10 protein-coding genes are annotated in these 19,752 nt (G+C 40.5%); all 10 read left to right on the forward strand.

The features are described from left to right. The first annotated feature begins 11 nt into the window (after positions 1–11). Positions 12–4,337, forward strand: coding sequence for an S-layer homology domain-containing protein (locus tag INF28_RS11265; RefSeq protein ID WP_226393561.1), 4,326 nt, complete (start codon positions 12–14; stop codon positions 4,335–4,337). 13 nt (positions 4,338–4,350) lie between these two features. Continuing rightward, complete coding sequence (locus INF28_RS11270) at positions 4,351–6,651, forward strand: hypothetical protein (protein ID WP_226393562.1); 2,301 nt, start codon at positions 4,351–4,353, stop codon at positions 6,649–6,651. 97 nt (positions 6,652–6,748) lie between these two features. Beyond that, positions 6,749–10,879, forward strand: a complete 4,131-nt coding sequence (locus INF28_RS11275; protein ID WP_226393563.1) for an S-layer homology domain-containing protein — start codon at positions 6,749–6,751, stop codon at positions 10,877–10,879. Between the two features lie 25 nt (positions 10,880–10,904). Continuing rightward, entirely contained in the window at positions 10,905–11,849 is a 945-nt protein-coding gene (locus INF28_RS11280; protein WP_226393564.1) for a dihydrodipicolinate synthase family protein, read from the forward strand. Then, positions 11,849–13,159, forward strand: a complete 1,311-nt coding sequence (locus INF28_RS11285) for a sialidase family protein (RefSeq protein WP_226393565.1) — start codon at positions 11,849–11,851, stop codon at positions 13,157–13,159. The genes INF28_RS11280 and INF28_RS11285 overlap by 1 nt, the downstream gene beginning before the upstream one ends. 26 nt (positions 13,160–13,185) lie before the next feature. Then, positions 13,186–14,769 (forward strand): extracellular solute-binding protein, encoded by a 1,584-nt coding sequence (locus tag INF28_RS11290; protein ID WP_226393566.1) that lies wholly within the window; start codon positions 13,186–13,188, stop codon positions 14,767–14,769. 16 nt (positions 14,770–14,785) lie between these two features. After that, positions 14,786–15,733, forward strand: a complete 948-nt coding sequence (locus INF28_RS11295) for an ABC transporter permease (protein WP_226393567.1) — start codon at positions 14,786–14,788, stop codon at positions 15,731–15,733. Between the two features lie 12 nt (positions 15,734–15,745). Beyond that, positions 15,746–16,630 carry a carbohydrate ABC transporter permease gene (locus tag INF28_RS11300; RefSeq protein WP_226393568.1) on the forward strand — a complete coding sequence of 295 codons (885 nt, stop codon included), beginning with the start codon at positions 15,746–15,748 and terminating at the stop codon, positions 16,628–16,630. A gap of 34 nt (positions 16,631–16,664) precedes the next feature. Further along, positions 16,665–18,278, forward strand: coding sequence for a ribulokinase (locus INF28_RS11305; RefSeq protein ID WP_226393569.1), 1,614 nt, complete (start codon positions 16,665–16,667; stop codon positions 18,276–18,278). 41 nt (positions 18,279–18,319) lie between these two features. After that, a complete protein-coding gene (locus INF28_RS11310) occupies positions 18,320–19,630 on the forward strand; it encodes an FAD-dependent oxidoreductase (protein WP_226393570.1) in 1,311 nt (436 codons plus the stop codon). The last annotated feature ends 122 nt before the right edge of the window (positions 19,631–19,752 follow it).

The raw sequence follows: 19,752 nt of genomic DNA on the forward strand, positions 1-19,752 counted from the left end.
GAGGTGAGAAAATGCGAAAAAGAATATTTTGTATTATAGTATGTATTAGTTTGGCGGTATCTTGTCTGACTGTGGTGGCAAATACGCAGATAGGTATGCTGACAGCGCCCGGTACATATGAGTTGGGAGATGTAATCCGCTTAGAGTGCAGAACAGCGATTTCTGAATACGCTGATTTTTATACATCTGAAGGAAAACTGAATTCGCAGAGTATAGAGGTTGATCCCAATACGTTAATTGCTTTTTACGATTGGACTCCAACTGTTGCAGGAGTATACACGGTTTATGCAATATCTGGCGAAGCTGAATCTGAACCAGTTCGATTGTGGATTGTTGATACCTATACCGAAAAAGAAGACGTGAACATCCAAAATGCAGACGCTATATCGCAAGATGGCTATCAGTCTGCAACAGATGCGATGAGCTCTGGTATTGTAACCTATGCGGACGGGGTCGTAGCATTGGATTCCAATCCGAGAGGCACTTTAAGTGGCAGTACAAAAAATGAACCTGTTATCTCGTTTGCGGGCAATGAAGCAAAGGGACTGCTGAAAATAGCTTATGACATTTCAATATCAGTTCAAACGGAGATCAATGAAGAATTTTTGACTTTAATATATTTTGGAACTGATTGGAGGAACTACTTTCGAGGAGTTGCTTTTAAAGCGGTGTCGCAGGAGGAACGCCAAATTGGTTATTATAACGGCAGCACATTTGAAGCATTTGAAGATGCAGAAGGAAACGCGGTTACGTATGAGCCAGGGCGCCGATACAGGGTTGTCACCTATGTGGATATTACAACAGGGCTGGGAGACGTATTTGTGAATGGTCGAAAATTAACACCTGCCAAAGTAGATTTTTCTTCTTCAGTATATGGCGGGCAGTTATCTGAAAACGTCAGCCTTAACAAAATTAATTTGCGAAATACAAACTTGTGGAATGCGGACAGTATTACTCAAATTTATCGGTTCAGTATAGAAACTGCCGAAATTTATACAGGTGAAGGCAGCGACTTTGCAGTTGCTACCGAGGATTGGCTTTACAGGGATATGTATGGTGCACCGTATACAGACATTGATTTGTCGCAAATTTTAGATGCGGTAAACGCAAATTACGCAAAAGGTTTCAGCAATGGATATCAAACGTCTGAAGGTGTTCTGCCGGAAAACGTGTTTATGATACAGGAAGATCCAAAAGAGCAATTTTTTGTTTCAATTAACTCTGATAATTATACTGAACTCTCAAGGCATCTTGTGGCTGCAATCGATAGCACGTCTTCGTTAGCATATAGTATATTTCGTGTTTTTATAGGAGAACCGCAAGACACAAAAACAGATGGATATTTCTTCTTTGAGCTTGGTAATTCTGATGTTAAAATAAAAGCTGGGGTATTGCGATCCGGTGATGCGACACTTTTGCCATATCTGGAATGTGGTACAGCAGAACAGGTGTCAGAGCGTGCTTTGATGGCCAATCAATGGTATACCGGTGTTTTAAAACTGGATTATGCGCAAAATCAGCTTGCATTAAAATTCTATAGTGATGCAGAACTGCCGGGGATGGTATATGACGTTGTATTAGACGATATCGAGCCGATTTCAATAGATGCAGTTGGATTTACTGTAGATGCCTTTAAGACGGATCCGATTTATATGGGTGCATATACGGTTGTTCTTTGCAATGAAGCCTATGGTTTGGCTGAAACGAAATTAAATGATGCCATCCGTGTTGTTCAAGAGGGCGGAATGGATGCACAGGACGAAATTGATGCACTTACACAGGCAATTGAGGAATTAGAGGATAGTGCTGTCAAGCAGCAGTTTCAGAAAGAACTGCAGACTCTGATTAAATATGCACCTATGTATAATACGATTATCAGTCTTGTACGAAACGGTAGTGTTGCAGAACTGGTTGCTATGCGGGACGAAATTGACAAGCTGGAAGATCAGGCACAAAAATATATATTGCTACCGCTTCTCAACAGTGCGGAAGAATCGATTGCCTATCGGCAAAGAATTTCAGATTTGACTGCAATCACGATAGAATCTATCAATGCAGCGGAGTTGTACCAACAAGCGATGATTCTCTCCAAAGAGATACAGGACTCCAATTTGGATGCCGTGGTTAAAGAACTTCTTTTAAGTGAATTGGAGGAGTACAAGAAAGGTTTTGCATCCTATCCGCTGGAGATCAGTCGGCGCACCCTTGAATTTCCATATTCAGACGGAACCGTTCTCCGGGATATTGATGGATGGTATGGAGATTTTACGCTTCAAACGCCGCCTGATGAAACGGCTGTTATAAAAGAGCGTGCACTTGTTGTGCCGCAGGACAAAGCAGTGTACACTAAATTGGATCGAGAGATTGATTTCACAGCTGCGGACGAATACTGGATTAAGTATGACTTTGCATTCAGCGAGGACACAGATGGATTTTCAGGATTGGCTATCGGAGAAAATTATCGTTTTGGTATTTTGGGTGAATCGGGCGTTGTGCACCCTTATATTGCAGCGGAAGCACCCCAGGATGCAAAGTATGAAACAATATTTGATGATTTTATTTCAAATGATATCAAGTATATTTCCTCATATCATGTGAACTATGTAGCTTCAGCTACAGCTGAATTTGATGGAACTCGGCTACGACGCGTCAATAAAGATGATGAAGGGTATGTGATTTATGCTGTCAATCAGGTAGAATCTGTGAGAGCTACTATGCTTCAACAGGCCAATGTGGCAACTAGAGCAAAAATTTATTATTCTACAAATCAGGTTATCTGGACAGAGGCTGAAACTTCCCATGAACAAGGATTTTCTGGATCGTGGATTCAATGGGATTCTGTGGCAACAAACATACCGGATGATGCTGCATTTATTAAAATTGTAATTCCTTATGCTACAACTACCAGTGGAGGCGATGCAGATATTTGGAACGATTTATGTTCAGTGGAAATTAAACAGGCAAAAGCTACTCCTGCAGCAATATCGGCTGTGGATGAAAAAATTTTGGAAGCAGGGAAAACTTATACAGCTGTTATTAGAGCAGACCAAGGATCCAACCAGATTAAGATGATGGTGTTTCCGGCTGATGAGGCCCCAGCTGGAGAGTGGTTGTTTGAATTTGATGACATTGTGCCGGATGATGTCTATAGCGTTATTGGGCTGCTTTGCAAAGCAGGTGGTTTTTGTGTTGAGCGAATTGTAATTGAGTCAGCAGATTCAGTGTATTTTTCGGATGTAACTGAAAAAATACAAAAAATGGAAGAGACAAAAGCATATGCCGATATAAAGCAGGCACAGCAGGCAGTCAGCAGTCTGTCAAATGGGTTAGCCCGTGAAATATATGAGAATATTGTGGATAGGTACCTGCAGGAAAATAAAACGCAATTGCCAGTTATAGATTACATATCAATTGATGGTTCCGGCCGGGAGCAGGAATTGGTAAAAGCCAATGTTTCGGTTACAGATAACGGGGGGAATCTAAATGAAATTTTATACACCTGGACATTGGACGGTAAGGTAATTTCCAATACAAGCGCAGTTACTGTCCCCGGAAACAGTGCCGGCAATACACTGATGCTTTCTGCAATTCCTGTGACGATTGAGGGATTACAAGGGGAAGAAAAATCAACCAGTATTAAAATTACAGGAAACAGTATGGGAGGAACTTATTACGGAACGGGTGGTGGAGGAATTGGTAGCAGCGGTAACAGCGGTTCATTGATTTCTTCAACAGAACCTACAGAACAGCCGGGAACAAAGCCGGCTACCCCATCGCCTTTTTCGGACATAGAAGGGCACTGGGCTTATGACACAATTATGTCTATGTATCGTACTAATATTGTAAAGGGGTATGGCGATGGCACTTTTTGCCCGGAACAGACCATTACACGGGCTGAATTCGCTGAGATTTGTTTTGGCCTTTTTACATATTTAGAAGAAGATACGGATGTTGCAAACGCAATGCATTTTCAAGATGTCAAAGAGAGTGACTGGTTTTATAAAAGTGTCAGTGCTATGAGTGCGCTCGAGATCATACAAGGGTATGATAATATGTTTGAACCAGAACGCTTGATTAGCAGGGAAGAAATGGCAAAAGTTATATACGGTTTGTATGAACATGTTGTCGGATTTTCAAGCTATACAAGCAGACAATTTAGTGACGAAGCAGAAATCAGTGATTGGGCAGTTGCATATGTACGGGCTTGTGGTGGATTGGGTTTGTTGAACGGAATGGAGAATGGGAATTTTGCCCCGCGGGAAGCTGTAACAAGAGCACAGGCCGCGACGGCAATCTATAATCTACTTGCCATCAGCAACAAAACGATAAAATTTTAAAGGAGGAAGAAGTATGAAAAAGAGAATTGTGGCAATATGGACTTTGCTTACTTTCCTATTTGTAGGAACAGGCCAGGTGTTGGCAGAGGAGACGCAAAGTCTGGAAATGATAATGGGAAATGCGGATGGCGTATATGAATTCGGGGAAACAATAGAATTGATTTGCACAATGTCGTCTATCATTGAAAACGCAGATTTTTATGTTGATGGAGAAAAAATAAATAATGATCCAGTTCTTCCTGTAAACCGAAGGGTTAGTTGTGCCTGGACGCCAAGCGAGAGCCGTATTTATAATGTGTATGTGATCGGTAATAACAATTGGGGTAGTTTTGTCTCTGATACGGTTACGATTGCAGTTTCGGCGGATGCGTATTCTGTTACAGATGATGTGGATACAAAAAATGCAAATGGAATGCAGGAAAACGGATATACCAATGCGACGTCTGCTAACGCAAAAGGTTCGGCTGTGTATCAGGGAGATGAGCAGAGCGTGCGTTTGCAGTATGCGGTAAACCCATCAAATACTGGAAATAATCAGGCCAATATTCAACTTTCCAATTTGAATGCGGCAGATATGGTTAAAATTGAATATACCGTTGCTATTACTGGCCAGGGAGTTGGTGATGAAGAGTTTGTAAATTACAATTATTATGCAACAGGAACCTCGTTTTTCAAGGGTGTCAGTTTTACATACAATCATGCTGCGGATACAAGACTGATTGGATACTACACAGGGCAGACGGCGTTTACTCCTTTTAAAAATCAAGATGGGAGCAATATGAGTTATTTGCCCGGCGCAAAATATAAGATATCGGAGTATATCAATCTTGCGACTGGTATGGGTGACGTGTATATTAATGGTCAAAAGGCCAATAGCGATAAAGTTGATTTTTATGCAAGTAAATACGGCGATAGCCCAATTAGTCAAATTATAACAGTTGATCTGCGCAACAACAATAAAAGCGCAGCGGTAGGTGCGGCTACTATTTATGACATGGCGGTATATCAAGCTACAGAGAATACAACAGAGTACAGTAACTTGTCTTCTGTGAATGCAGATAACGCAGATCATATGGTAGAAGGTGCTTATACCTTGGAGATGCAGGATAATTACAAGGGTGCGGTAACCTATCAACAAGAGAAGCAGAGAGTTAGGTTGCAGTATGGTGCAAATCCGGGCAATGGTGGTGAAAACCGGGCAGGGATTTCTGTACCGGTGAACCATGGGGGAATTTTAAAATGTGATTTTGATATTACCCTTTTGCATTATAGCTATGATGAGGAATTTCAGTTGTACTATTATTACGGCAGCGGAAGCAGAGATTATTTTAAAGGGATTACCTTCCGCCACACAGCTGCCGGAGTGAATACGATAGGGTATTATGCTGATGGGACTAATGAGTCCTATACTCCTTTTCAGACTGAAGTAAACACACCGGTCACGTATACTGGATCAACACGCTATCAGGTTACTATGTACGTCGATATGCAGACCGGCTTGGGGGATGTCTTCTTAGATGGAGAGAAACTAAACACAACGCCGATTAATTTCTTTGCATCCAAATCTTCTATGGCAGAGGCCGAACTGCAGACGGATAGCACGATTCAGAAAATAGAGTTTAGAAATAACAATAAGACGGGGGCCACTGGAAGCTGTTTTATCTGGAGAGTAGACATTCAGGAAGCGGAAAAGGTATATGGCTACACTGCTTCCGCAATTTATGATGCTCAAAATATACAAGTAGAGGATGTTTTAAGAACACCGATTTCACTCAGCAAAATCACTGTCGCATCACCTGAAAACATGGAAATGACATTGCGCTTAACAAATATGGAAGGCACGGAAATTCATAACGAGACCGTGACATCACTAGACGGCATATATACGATGAATCTTTCGTCTGTACCGCTGTCATATGGTACTACTTATATAATGTACGCAGATGGTGTAAAGGTGGCTTGGTTTCGGACAGTGACAGAAGATTTATTTGTAAAAGAGTTGTGCCATACAGATGTATCAGATGGGGTTAGTGCCAGTGATGTATTGAAAGGAAAGGCAATGGTTGAGAATTATTCTGGAAAGTTTGCAGCGCCTTATTTAATTGCTGCGATTTACAGTGATGATGGAACATTGAAAACGGTTTCGCACAAAAAAAGTATGAGTTATAGTAATCAAATTACCGGCATATGTACGACGGATGTAGCTGTGCCAGAGGATTATACTGTTGGAAATTATATCATGTGTGTATTTTGTTGGGATGATTTTACTACTATGCAGCCATGTTATACCGACAATGTATCAGTTGTGTTCTAAATTTTTAATGTGTAAAAAAGAAAGAGAGGTAGAACATATGAGATGTAAGGGGATAGCAAGATGGTGCAGAATATGGCCTGTAACGTTGGCAATTTTGATGGCATGTAATATTTGCGGAGCTGTCTTTGCAGAGCCTATACCCGCAGATGTTTCAGCAAACGATGCATTGTCAACTACAGGTGCGTGGGTTGATGAGCTTGAAAACTTGGATCTTGTATATGAAAGTAAAAATATACAAGTTACCAATCGTCAAAATGAAAAATATGATGATGTATCCCGTGCGTACCCACAGGTTAAAAATACAGAGGCATACCTGGTTTATAAAATAGAGGACATATCCGTGATTAAAATGACGGCGTTTGTCAGTGGTTATGAATATATTTTTAGAATTAATGAAAGCAATAAAAACCCTTTTACCTTTCAGATTTCCGAGGATGGAAACAATTGGACGTCTATACAGGGAGAATCCAGCGTAACTTTTGAACATAGCTGGAGAAAGTATATTTATAGTGTGGATAACATTCCCGCTGAAACTAAATACTTCAAGGTAAATATTTCAACAATTTGGTGGAGTAGTATGTACATTGGCCCGGATGAATGTCAGATTGGTTCCATTGCTTTTTTTCCTGCTGGTGAAACATCTGATATTCCTTTGACCATTTCAAGAAATAGCGGTACAGTTTCAGCTTTTGCAGATGACTTTGACAAATTGAACAGTAGTTGGACTGTAGCCGACCAGCATACGGATTTTGTTAGTATTGCAACGGTAGATGGTCGGTCATGTCTGGATATACATACGTCTGCTGAGTTGTCTTCAGCTGGAGCTGCAGACCCCTATATCACACTGGGCGGGTTAAATTTGTCAGGAGATGTATATAGTATTAGCCTGGATATAATGTGTGACAATATGGCCTTTGACCGTTATTTAATGATTGGCGCCAATACATCGGGCGGAGTCGGCCAGTATATCTATCCACTTTGCTTTGGAACAAATGGTACGATTGGGTATAGAAATGCAAACAATGTTTTTTGTAACTTTGATACGCCGGTAACATATGAGCCGGGAAAATGGTATACCATTACGGCGGTCGTGGATATGGCTAATGCAAAACTGGTCGTGTATGTGGACGGTAAAAAGTTAAGTACGCAGGAGACGGTATTGCTTAGCGGTACTGAAGGAGGAATCAATGAAATTAGGATAGTGAATAACTATGCGGCTACATCTGGACATACCTATGTTGATCGGATTGAAATTAACCGAGAACTAAACTTTCAAGCCGCTACGCATGCAGATGAGAATCAAATAGTAACATTTCTTGATTCTTATAATAGTTGGGCAAAAAAATATATTGTACAACTTACAGCTTTGGGCATAATGAACGGATATGGAGACGGCACATTTCGCCCTGATGAAAATATTACGGTAGAAGAATTTGTAAAATGTGCTTTAAACGCGAGTGGTATATTTGTAACAGGTGTGGACTGGTCTGAGGCATATATGCAAAAGGCGAAAGAGCTTGGTGTTATCCGTAACGGTGAGTTTGACAACAGTGAAAGGGACATACAACGTCAGGAAGCCGCAAGAATTTTGGTACGTCTTTTCGCAAAGCAGATAGATCAAACTAAGTTGGCATTCTATCAGGACACAATTCAGGATTGGACTAGTATTGACCAATCTTTTCAGGAAGAAGTATTGGCGGCATATGCCAACGGATTTTTGACAGGGGACCAGAATGGTGCATTTCGTTCGACTGATGCTATTAGCCGTGCAGAAACGGCCGCAATTATTGTAAGAGCTATGGACGAATCGGTTCGGGATTATGGCCTCTATACCGTAGGAATTTATGCGGATGAAAGCTACAGAGCAATAGCAAACGATTTGAAAAGCATCTTAGAAAGCAGTGGGTTTGAGGTTCAATTGCTGCAATATGATGATATGTATAATTATCATGCATTAGATGCAGAAAGACTAGATTGTTTGGTCTGCCTGAATGCGGTAGAAGAGGAGTTTGTCAATGTGTTTAGAGGCTATTTGGAAAATGGCGGAGATTTGGTGGTTGCAGGTCCTGAATTTTTTAACCTATTAAATACCAAAGAGTTCGTGATACCTATTTTTGAGGGGATGGATTACGAACCGTATCTTTTAGAAGGCGTAAGACACATTAATGTAAATCAAGATCAGAACATTGTTTCATTAGATTGTGATATTACAGGAAATTACAGCGGAAGTTCTGCTGTTGGATTTCCGTTTCCAGATAGTGGCGAATACATACCGCTGCTGGAGGCAACCGATGAGTATGGGCACAATCTGGGACATGCAGCCGGAATTTTGACCAACTATGATGGACGCTATATTGGAAGCGATTGGTTGTTCTATGGAATTGCAGAGAAAGATTTCTATAGCCATCCGGATTTTATAAATTCCGTAGCCAAAACAATGGAGACTTTTCGTTCTAGAACACTGGATACTGTTTATACCAAAGAAAAGCTGCTGGAAAAGAATTTGCAGGATCTAAATACATACGAAATAACAGAGGAAAAACCGCCAGCAGGGGTAACTGTCAGCGCAGATGGAAAGACGCTGGTTGATCCATGGGGTGAAGAATTGTTTTTGATCGGTGCCAGTGTTTTTGGCCCGATGGAATATTATAATTTTGTCGGACACCCCACTTATGGAACATACAGTGTAGAAAAATTGGAAACCCTTTTCAGGGAGGCAAATGAAATTGGGGTTAACTGTTTCAGGTTTTGGAATATTCCTACGGACGAACAACCTGCCAAGGTCATTAAAAATCTTGCACGAAAATATAAAATATATATTTATCCATGTATTCAGGAAGGGTTCAAAGATAACCGAAAGGAAGAACTTGAAACGATAGAAAAGATTGCAAAAGCGTATGGAGATGAGCCTATGGTGATAGGCTATGATTTATGGAATGAGCCGTACCTTCCTCAGTTGTTGTTTAGATTTGGTGGCAACGATGCTTCTAATCCGATGCTGAAGTATGATTTTGTAGGAAATGAAATTATGAATACGATACCACCCGGGAAAACCTCGACAATTCAGAGTACCTATAATTATTATCTTTCAGAATATACAAAAAGCGGAGGTAGATTATCAGCAGTTGCAAATTCTTCTTATCCAGGACTGCTGAACAATATTGTCGCAGCAGAATCTATTGCATGGTACTATCTGATGACTGGATCGATTTGGAGCTATGATATGCACGAAAGCTTATACGATCCTGCACAAAATGGTTCGTTTGAGATTGTCAATCAGTTGGATGATGCAATTAATGAAACAATCACAAAAGGAATTGACGAACGGCGTGATTTGATACGTATGTATGATTCCGATGCGTTAATTACCATTGGTTATATGAGCAATGTTGCACTATATCAAGCAAATGTTGAGGAGCTGGATTGGTGGAATCACCATCTGTATACTTATCCAAACAGTTATGAGGATGTCTACAATTCTTTGCATACATTCGATGTTCTGCAAAATACCGGTGCTGAAATCCCCGTTATTTTAGGAGAATTCGGTGTCAATGCGGGACAGGAATTAGACAGCGGCGAAGCGCTGGAATATGACCAGACAAATCAGTTTAATTTTGCGCATTGGTTGTATGCTTATGCCAATGGATATGGCGGCGCTGTCAACTGGGAACTGTACACTAAGCGAACCTCTACACGCCGATACTTTTTTACCACACCTGTGGGAAAAGGTGAAACAGCATTGACAGCAAAGGAACATCACGGGCTTTTGCTGGATGACGGAAATACAGGAAAAGAAATGCCGATTGCAATGGCTCTAAAATTTTTCAAAGACTATATTGATAGGCACAACATTGGTGATGGTGAATTTACCCTGTTGGAGTCCGGAGGTCAAAGTGAAGCGGGCTGGTCGTTTAAGGATATAGATGTAGAGTATGCTGCCGCTACGGAATACCAATCGGATAAGCTTAAATTTTCGGCTGCAGATGAAGATGTACCGATTGTTATGCTTGATTGGTCCGGAGAAACTATAAAGGCAATGTCTACAAAGAGACAAACAGTTTATATCAATACCGCGCTAAAAACAGATAATGTTAACGATAGTGATGTCAAAATATCGGGTCTGCACGGAGAGACGAATTTGCAGAACGGATGGCTTGAAATTACACTTTTACCAAATGAAATAGTAAATATCGCGGTATCAAATCAAATGGTGTGCACAAAATTTTAAATTTCAAAAATACGGAGAGAAAAATATGATGAACAGTGGTATTTATCCCACAATGATTACGCCGTTTGGATACCGTCGTGAAATAGATTATGATGCGGTTGTTCAAATGGTAAAATGGTATAATGCGAAACGATGTAATGGTATTTTTGCAGTTTGTCAGTCCAGTGAGATGTTTCATTTGTCTCTTGTAGAACGAATACGACTGGCTGCAGAAGTGGTTACTGCGGCGAAAAACATTGGTAGCAATATGAGTATTGTTGCATCCGGGCATGTGTCGGCATCTCTCGAAGCTCAAGTTGAAGAGGTGTGTGCGATGGCGGAAACGGGTATCGAAAGCGTTGTTTTAGTTAGCAATCGTCTGGATCTACACCAAGAGAGCGACAGTGTTTGGATAAACAATGCGGAGTATCTGCTTAGCCATATTCCATCTAGTATCAAGTTGGGAATTTATGAATGTCCTTATCCATATAAGCGGCTGTTGTCGGAGGAAATTTTAAACTGGTGTGTGGATACGAAACGATTTTATTTTTTAAAAGACACTTGTTGTGATCCTCTGATGTTAAAAAAACGACTTAAATTGTTACAAGGAAGCCAAATTAAATTATTTAATGCAAATGCACAGACTCTGCTTTTGTCTTTACAAAATGGGGCCTCCGGATATTCCGGTGTAATGGCCAATTTTCATCCCGAGCTATATGGATGGTTGTGTGCAAACTATGATAAGAATGCGTACCTCGCACAACATGTACAGGGTTTTTTATCCCTCAGCGCATTTACAGAAAGTATGGCATATCCAGTGACTGCAAAATATCATATGAATAAGTATGCGGTAAAAATGGATTTGTATAGTCGCAGTAAAGATGAGAGAGAATTAACGGAATATCAAAAAAGTGTAATTGACCAGATGCATTTGGAAGCAGAGACAATAATGCAGAGATGGTTGGCAATTTCTAAGAAAGGTGCTGTGTGATGAGCATGGAGCGTATGTGGAGTTATCGTCCGTATATCCCGGTCGATGAAGATCTGACACAAAAATATCCATATATTTGCCGATTATCCCCATTGCGGGATGGAGTGCAGCTGGAATGGATTAATAACCAAAAAGGTGAAATTTGCCTAGTTCATGTAAAAGAACGGCAAGACCGGTATAAAGCACAATTTGCGGCTTCTTCTTGCGCTATTACTATAACAGGACTGAAAGAGCGCTGCGATTATGAGGTGTGGATTGAAGGGAAACACCAAACTGGAGAAAAAAGGTTATTTAGGACAGGTGAAGTGCCGGGCACTGTTATTCATTATTTACATCCAGAGGATCGGAGCTATTACTTTTCGGGAAATTATCTATGCAGTCCAAGTATTGTCCGGAGCCCTGACGGCAGTTTGCTTGCTTCATTGGACTATTTTGGAAGAGATAGACCACAGAACTTAACGTCGCTGTTCCGTTCGACAGATGACGGAAAATCATGGAAGTATGTGACGGATCTATTCCCTTGCTTTTGGGGTAAGCTGTTTGTTCATCGAGAGAAGTTGTATATGCTTGCGTTGTCAACGGAATATGGGGATTTGTTGATAGGGTGTAGTGAAGATAACGGTGAGACCTGGCGCCCTCCCGCCGTTATAGCGCGAGGCTCGTGTTCGCCTTATGAAAAAGGATTCCATCGAGCACCCTGCCAAATAATTACCGAGTCTGGACGACTGTGGACATCTTTGGAATATGGAAGCTGGAAGCAGGGATTTTCCAATGCGGTAATATCTATTGATAAAGATGCAGATTTGTGCAAGGCAGAAAACTGGATCATTAGCGAGTGGGTGAGACCGACAAACAAAAATTGTGCAATAGAGGGTAGTCTTGTTATGGACCCAAAAGGAAGATTGCTCAATGTGTTGCGGTACCAGGATAACAGAGCATTGATTTTAAAGGCAGATTTGCAACATCCGGATAAGGCGTTGCAGCTGCTTGGAGAAATGTCGTTTCCTATGGCGCATAGTAAATTTGAAATTTTACATCAAACCAAAGGGGGGTATATTTCCGTGGGTAATCGGTATCCGATGAGAAATGTATTGTCCGTATATACTTCGATGGACCTAAAAACGTGGAAGTTGGATGGCGAAATTGTTAATGCCAGTGATACAGACAGTAGCATCACTGGGTTTCAGTATCCGTCTTGTCTCCTAGAAGGCAGCAGTATGTATGTGGCTGTACGAACAGCTTTCAACGGTGCGCATAACTACCATGACAATAATTATTGCACATTTTATAAATACAACTTAACTATTTAATTTAAGATATCAGAGGAGGAAAAATAATGAAAAATAAGAGATTTGTATCGGTGGCGGTTATGGCCTCTCTTATGTTAGCAACACTCGCCGGCTGCGGAAATTCAGAATCTGCACAAGAGACTGAGCGGGTAAAGCTGACGTATTGGGCGGCGCTTCCAACCAATGTGTCACAGTTTGCTGTTGATATGGGTGAGCTTGATTTTTATAAAGAGTTAGAGAAAAGAACGAATGTAGAAATCGAATTTATACATCCTTCTTCTGCTAATGTTAGTGAGCAGTTTAATGTAATGCTTGCATCTGGAGACTATCCGGACATTATTGAAAGAGACTGGTCAAGTTATACGGGAGGAGAAGAACAGGCTAACAAAGATGGAATTTTGATGGATTTAACTGATCTAGTTAAAGAAAATATGCCAAACATGCTGAATTATATTGATACGGTAATTCCAGAATCAAAAAAATGGGTTACCACCAATGGCAGATTTTACACAATCCCAAATTTATCCGACAACGAAAAATATACGGTTATGCATGGCCCGATTATCAGAAAGGATTTGCTTGACAAATGTGGATTGGAAATCCCGAAGACGATTGCAGATTGGGAAAACGTGCTCAGAGCCTTTAAAAATGAGGGGATAGCCTCTCCGTTGGTTTTCTTTGATACAGACAGTTATTCCGTTGTTAAATCGTTTGCACAGTTTATTGGTGCATATGGGATTGCCAGAAACTTTTTTGTGGATCCTGTTGACGGCAAGGTAAAACATGGGTTTACAGATGAAAGAATTAAAGAGTTCATCAGTACAATGAGAAGCTGGATTGATGAGGGATTGTTGGATCCTGATATCACGACGATAGATAGTAAAGGATTAGAAGGAAAAATTTATAACGGAGAGGCCGGTGCATGGACAGACAATGTGAGTACTCTTCGGACAAGAGAAGCAGAATTAAAACGAGTTTTGCCGGAAGCTGAGTTGGCAATTTGTCCGTATCCGACATTAAATGAAGGTGATGTCTGCCCAATCGTGCCTTTTGATAGAATGGATGGTTATACATATGCCGGAATGGTTGGTGTTTCTACAGCAAATAAAAATCCTGAAAGAACATTGCAATGGTTGGACTATGCCTTTTCGGAGGAAGGGCATATGCTGTATAATTTTGGTATAGAAGGTACGAGCTATACAATGGAAAATGGTACTCCTGTTTATACAGAGTTAATTACAAATAATCCAGATGGATATGATTTGAACACAGCGCTTGCAAACTATGCCCGTCCAAATGCAACTGGATATTTGGACGAGGCGTATTTAGCACAGTACTATAACAGCGAATTACAGCAGCAGGCGTTGCAGACTTGGTCAGCAGATGGCGCGAAGACACAGCCTTCCATGATCTGGAGAGCATGCTATAAGTTTAATGCGGAAGAAACGGAAGAATATAATGCTCTTGTCTCTCAGATCAACACCTATGTGGAAGAGAAATATGCAAGGTTGATTTCGGGTATTGATTCCTTGGATCAATACGATAAATTTGTAGAGGAACTAAAAACTATGCAGATTGACAGAGTCTGTGAATTAATACAAACTGCATATGATCGTGCCTTAGCTCAGTAAATCAGGGGGGAATAGAATGTTAAAAAAAGAAGTTTCTCTCAAAGGAAACTCTTTTGCGGTAAGGGTAAAAAAGGATTTTCTTCGGAATAAATATGTGTATCTAATGGCGATACCTGTCCTATTATATTATATTGCATTTTGTTATATGCCGATGTATGGTGCAATTATCGCGTTTAAGAACTATAAAATTGTGGACGGCATCTTGGGAAGCGAATGGGTAGGACTTCAATGGTTTATCAAATTTATCAATGACTATTCATTTGTCCGGGTGTTAAAGAATACGGTTTTGTTGAGTTTTTTCAGCATCTTATGGACATTCCCTGCGCCTATTATATTTGCGTTGTTTCTAAACGAAATTAGAAGTAACAAATATAAAAGAGTAGTGCAGACGCTTACCTATTTGCCACACTTTATATCTTTAGTTGTCATATGCGGCTTGATTGTACAGTTTGTAGGACGTGATGGTATGATTACATCCATTCTTGTCAATGTTTTCGGAATGGAGCGGACCAATCTGCTTGCAGATCCGGCTAAATTTAGAACCATCTATATTTTGAGCGAACTGTGGCAGGGAATTGGGTGGAATAGTATCATTTATCTGTCTGCTTTATCGGCCATTGATCTGCAGCTGTATGAAGCAGCTGAACTGGATGGTGCCGGCAGATGGAGGAAAATGTTTCATATAACAATACCGAGCATTGTACCAACCATTATCATTATGCTAATTTTAAAGCTGGGGCATTTCATGACGATTGGATATGAAAAAGTTATGTTGCTCTATTCTCCTAATATATACGAGACTGCTGATATTATCTCTACATATGTGTATCGCATAGGTCTGTTAGAAGGAGCACAGTACAGTTATAGTACCGCAATTGGACTATTTAATTCAATTATCAATGTAATGATTCTTATCATTGCAAATAAAATCAGTAATAAGGTAACTGGACAAGGGCTATGGTAAGGAGGAAGTAAAGTGAGAAAGAGTAGGACACTGGGAGAAATTGTATTTGACATATTTTTGTATGTGATCATGACAGGAATGATCCTTATCATGGTTTTACCGATGGTACATGTTATTATGGCCTCTTTTAGCAATTCGACGGAAGTGCTCAGGGCAAATGGCCTAATATTATTTCCCAAAGATTTTAATATAGCTGCTTATGAGATGGTTGCAAAAAATCCAAATATTTTTAGTGGATATAGAACTACATTAGTGGTTGTACTTTGCGGGACGTTTTTGAGTATTATTATTACTTCGCTAGGCGCGTATGTGTTGTCGAGAAGAAACCTCATGTGGGGAAATACAATTTTAGGAATTGTTATGTTTACAATGTTTTTTTCGGGCGGTATGATACCATTTTATTTAATTGTAAACAACACCTTGCATTTGGGAAATTCGATTTGGGCATTGATTCTTCCGTCTTGTTTATCCACTTGGAATCTGATTGTAATGAGAACATCGTTTTGTCAAATTCCGGACAGTTTGATAGAATCGGCACAAATTGATGGGGCCAATGATTTTATAATACTTTTTAGAATTGTAATTCCGGCGTCAATGGCAATTGTTGCGGTTATGATTTTATTTTATGGGGTATCATACTGGAACTCTTGGTTTAATGCAGTGTTGTTTATAAAATCCAGAACGAAATATCCACTCCAATTGATTTTGCGCGAGATCTTGGTGAATAACAATACGGATGAAATGATGACCAGTGTGGCACTTGCGGAACGAGATTCTATTGGTGAAAGTATTAAATATGCAACAGTAGTTGTCTCTACATTGCCTATTTTATGTGTCTATCCGTTTTTGCAAAAGTATTTTGTAAAAGGTGTTATGGTTGGAGCGGTGAAGGGCTGACCATTATTTTATCAAAACTAAAAGGGGAAAGAATATGGGTAAATATTCAATAGGAATAGACTTTGGGACCTTGTCAGCAAGGGCAGTCGTGGTGGATATAGCCAATGGAGAGGTGCTTGCCGTGTCAGAAATGAAATACAGTCACGGAGTTATGTCCGAACTCTTTTTAAATAATGAAAAGCTGCCGAAAAATTTTGCGCTTCAGCACCCGCAGGATTATCTTGACACAATGAGATTTGTTGTAAAGGATGCGATAAGATCTGCCAAAATTAGGGGCGAAGAAATTGTTGGTGTGGGGGTAGATTTTACCGCCTCGACCATTATGCCGGTGACAGAAGATGGAACGCCTTTATGTTTCCTTAAAAAATTTAAAAACAGACCGCATAGCTATGTAAAACTATGGAAACACCATGCGGCACAGAAGGAGGCAGATGAAATTAATGTGCTTGCAAAGAATATGAACGAAAGCTGGCTGAACCGGTATGGGGGATCGATTTCAAGTGAATGGATGTTTCCCAAAATTTATCAAATTTTAAAAGAGGATGAAGAGATATATGAGTATACCGGGCGGTTTATAGAAGCTGCGGATTGGATCATATGGCAGCTGACAGGAGAGGAAACACATTCTGTGTGTACTGCCGGATTTAAGGCTATGTGGAGCAAGAAAGAGGGTTATCCGCGAAGGATGTTTTTCCGTAGGCTGGACGGAAGGCTGGAACATATAATTGGGGACAAGGTATCTGAACATATTATCGGAATGGATAAGCCGGCAGGAAGAATAAGTAAGAAAGGATCAGAGTTGCTTGGAATAAAGGAGGGAACTCCTGTTGCCCCGGCAATTATTGACGCACATGCCGCCCTGCCATCAGTTGGCGTTGTGGAGCCAGGCAGTTTGCTGATTATAATCGGAACATCGTCCTGCCATATTTTGCTCGGTGAACGTGAAGTAGTTATTCCTGGCATTTCCGGTGTCGTTAAAGATGGGATTATGGAAGGGTATTATGCATATGAAGCTGGGCAAGCTTGTATAGGAGATTGCTTTCATTGGTTTATAAAAAACTGTGTTCCATATTCATATATGGCAGAGGCAGATAAAAATAAAGAAAACATCCATACAATTCTTCGAAAAAAGGCCGAGAAAGTGTCCCCTGGTTCAAATGGCCTGTTGGCGCTTGATTGGTGGAACGGAAACAGAACACCATATGGCAATGCGGATCTTAAAGGCATAATTTATGGCCTTACGATCAATACAAAGCCTGAGGAAATATATAGAGCTTTGATAGAGGCTACCGCATACGGTACAAGGCAGATTATTGAACTATATGAAACAAACGGAGTGCCGGTTAAACAAATTTTTGCAGCCGGTGGTATTGCTGAAAAAGACCCTTTGCTTTTGCAAATATATGCAGATGTTACAGGAAGAGAAATACGGACGGCAGGTACAGCCCAAACTTGTGCCCATGGAAGTGCTATTTTTGGTGCAGTTTCCGAAAGGGGATATAACAGCCTTGCGGAAGCTGCAAAAACTATGGCGAAGACGAAAAATACCGTTTATAAGCCAAATATGAAGAATTTTTTATTATATACAAAATTGTATGAAGCGTATAAAGAGTTGTCGTGCTATTTTGTAGATAGATTGAACGAATGAGTATTTTAAGTATTTTGTATGGAAAGCAGGAGCGAGATGGGATGGAAAAGATAAAATATGAGAAACAAATAGATGTCCGATTTGATACAGATGTATGTGTGGTTGGCGGCGGCCCGGCCGGGGTGGCAGCTGCTGTTGCCGCGGCACGGTGTGGAGCAAAGGTGTGTTTGTTTGAAAAAGAACAATGCTTTGGCGGTGCAGCAACAAATGCAAAAGTACCAGCTTTTATGCGGTTTTCAGATGGTGTTCATTTTCTTGCAGGGGGTATTGGAAGGGAAATTTTTGACAAATTGTATGGGAACATAGATTACACGCAAATTGAGTTTTCAATTGATACTGAAACGTTGAAGCAGGTATACGATGATATGGTAAAGAAATCCGGCGTTATATTTTTGTTTGAGACCAATTTGCTGGATGTTATAACGGAGCACGGTATTGTCAATTATGCAATTTTTAAGGGAAAAGAACGATTGTTTGCAGTAAGGGCCAACTGCTTTGTTGACGCAACGGGCGATGGCTTTTTGGCTGTGGGTGCAGGTGCAAAGTTTTCTCTGGGAGATGGAAAAGGACATATGATGCCTGCAACCTTATGCAGTCTTTGGGGAGATATTGACTGGAATAGAGCTATTGTTGAATTGGGGAAAGATCCAGATAATAGGTTTTTGAAGCAGGCGTTTGCGGACGGCGTATTTACAGTGGAGGATCCCAGCCTCCCTGGTATGTGGAAATTAGACAGGCATTATGGTGGCGGAAATATAGGGCATGTATTTGGTGTTGATGGTACAGATGAAACATCCATTACGGAAGCTATTGTACAAATGCGCAAGCGGATACGAGAATATGAACGATATTATAAGGAGTATCTCGATGGGTATGAAAACGCAAAATTGTTATTAACGGCAGACGTTCTGGGAATTAGAGAAACACGCAGAATCCATTGTGATTATATGGCACGGCAAGAGGATTATATGACGCAGGCGGTATTTCCAGATGAAATTGGAAGATATGCTTATCCAATTGATATTCATTCCTATCAGATTGGTGTTGATGAAGGATTGGGAGATGTATATGCAAAGGGTTATGAAAAAGGAAAAAGTTATGGTATTTCTTATCGCTCTTTGCTTCCAATGGGGTTGGATAATGTCTTGGTAGCCGGTAGATGCATTGGAGCAGACCGCGCTATGTTAGGTTCCGTACGAGTGATGCCGTGCTGCTTCATAACGGGTATGGCAGCTGGGATCGCTGCAGCAATTGCATCTTGGAAACAGCAAACTGTGCGCCATATCGATTCCAAGGAATTGCAAAACAAACTTATAGCCATGGGCGCTTATCTTCCTTTTGTTGATAAATGAAAAATGAAAAAGATTTAGTTTAGTGTTTATTGGATTTTTGGAAGATAAGATATTGTGTACAAGCCCCCAATTTAGTAAAGTATATTTTTATGGAGGATAAAATGCGGGAAAAATTATTGTTT

Origin of the sequence: Ructibacterium gallinarum (assembly GCF_014982785.1) — a bacterium.
GTDB classification, from domain to species: domain Bacteria; phylum Bacillota; class Clostridia; order Monoglobales; family Monoglobaceae; genus Ructibacterium; species Ructibacterium gallinarum.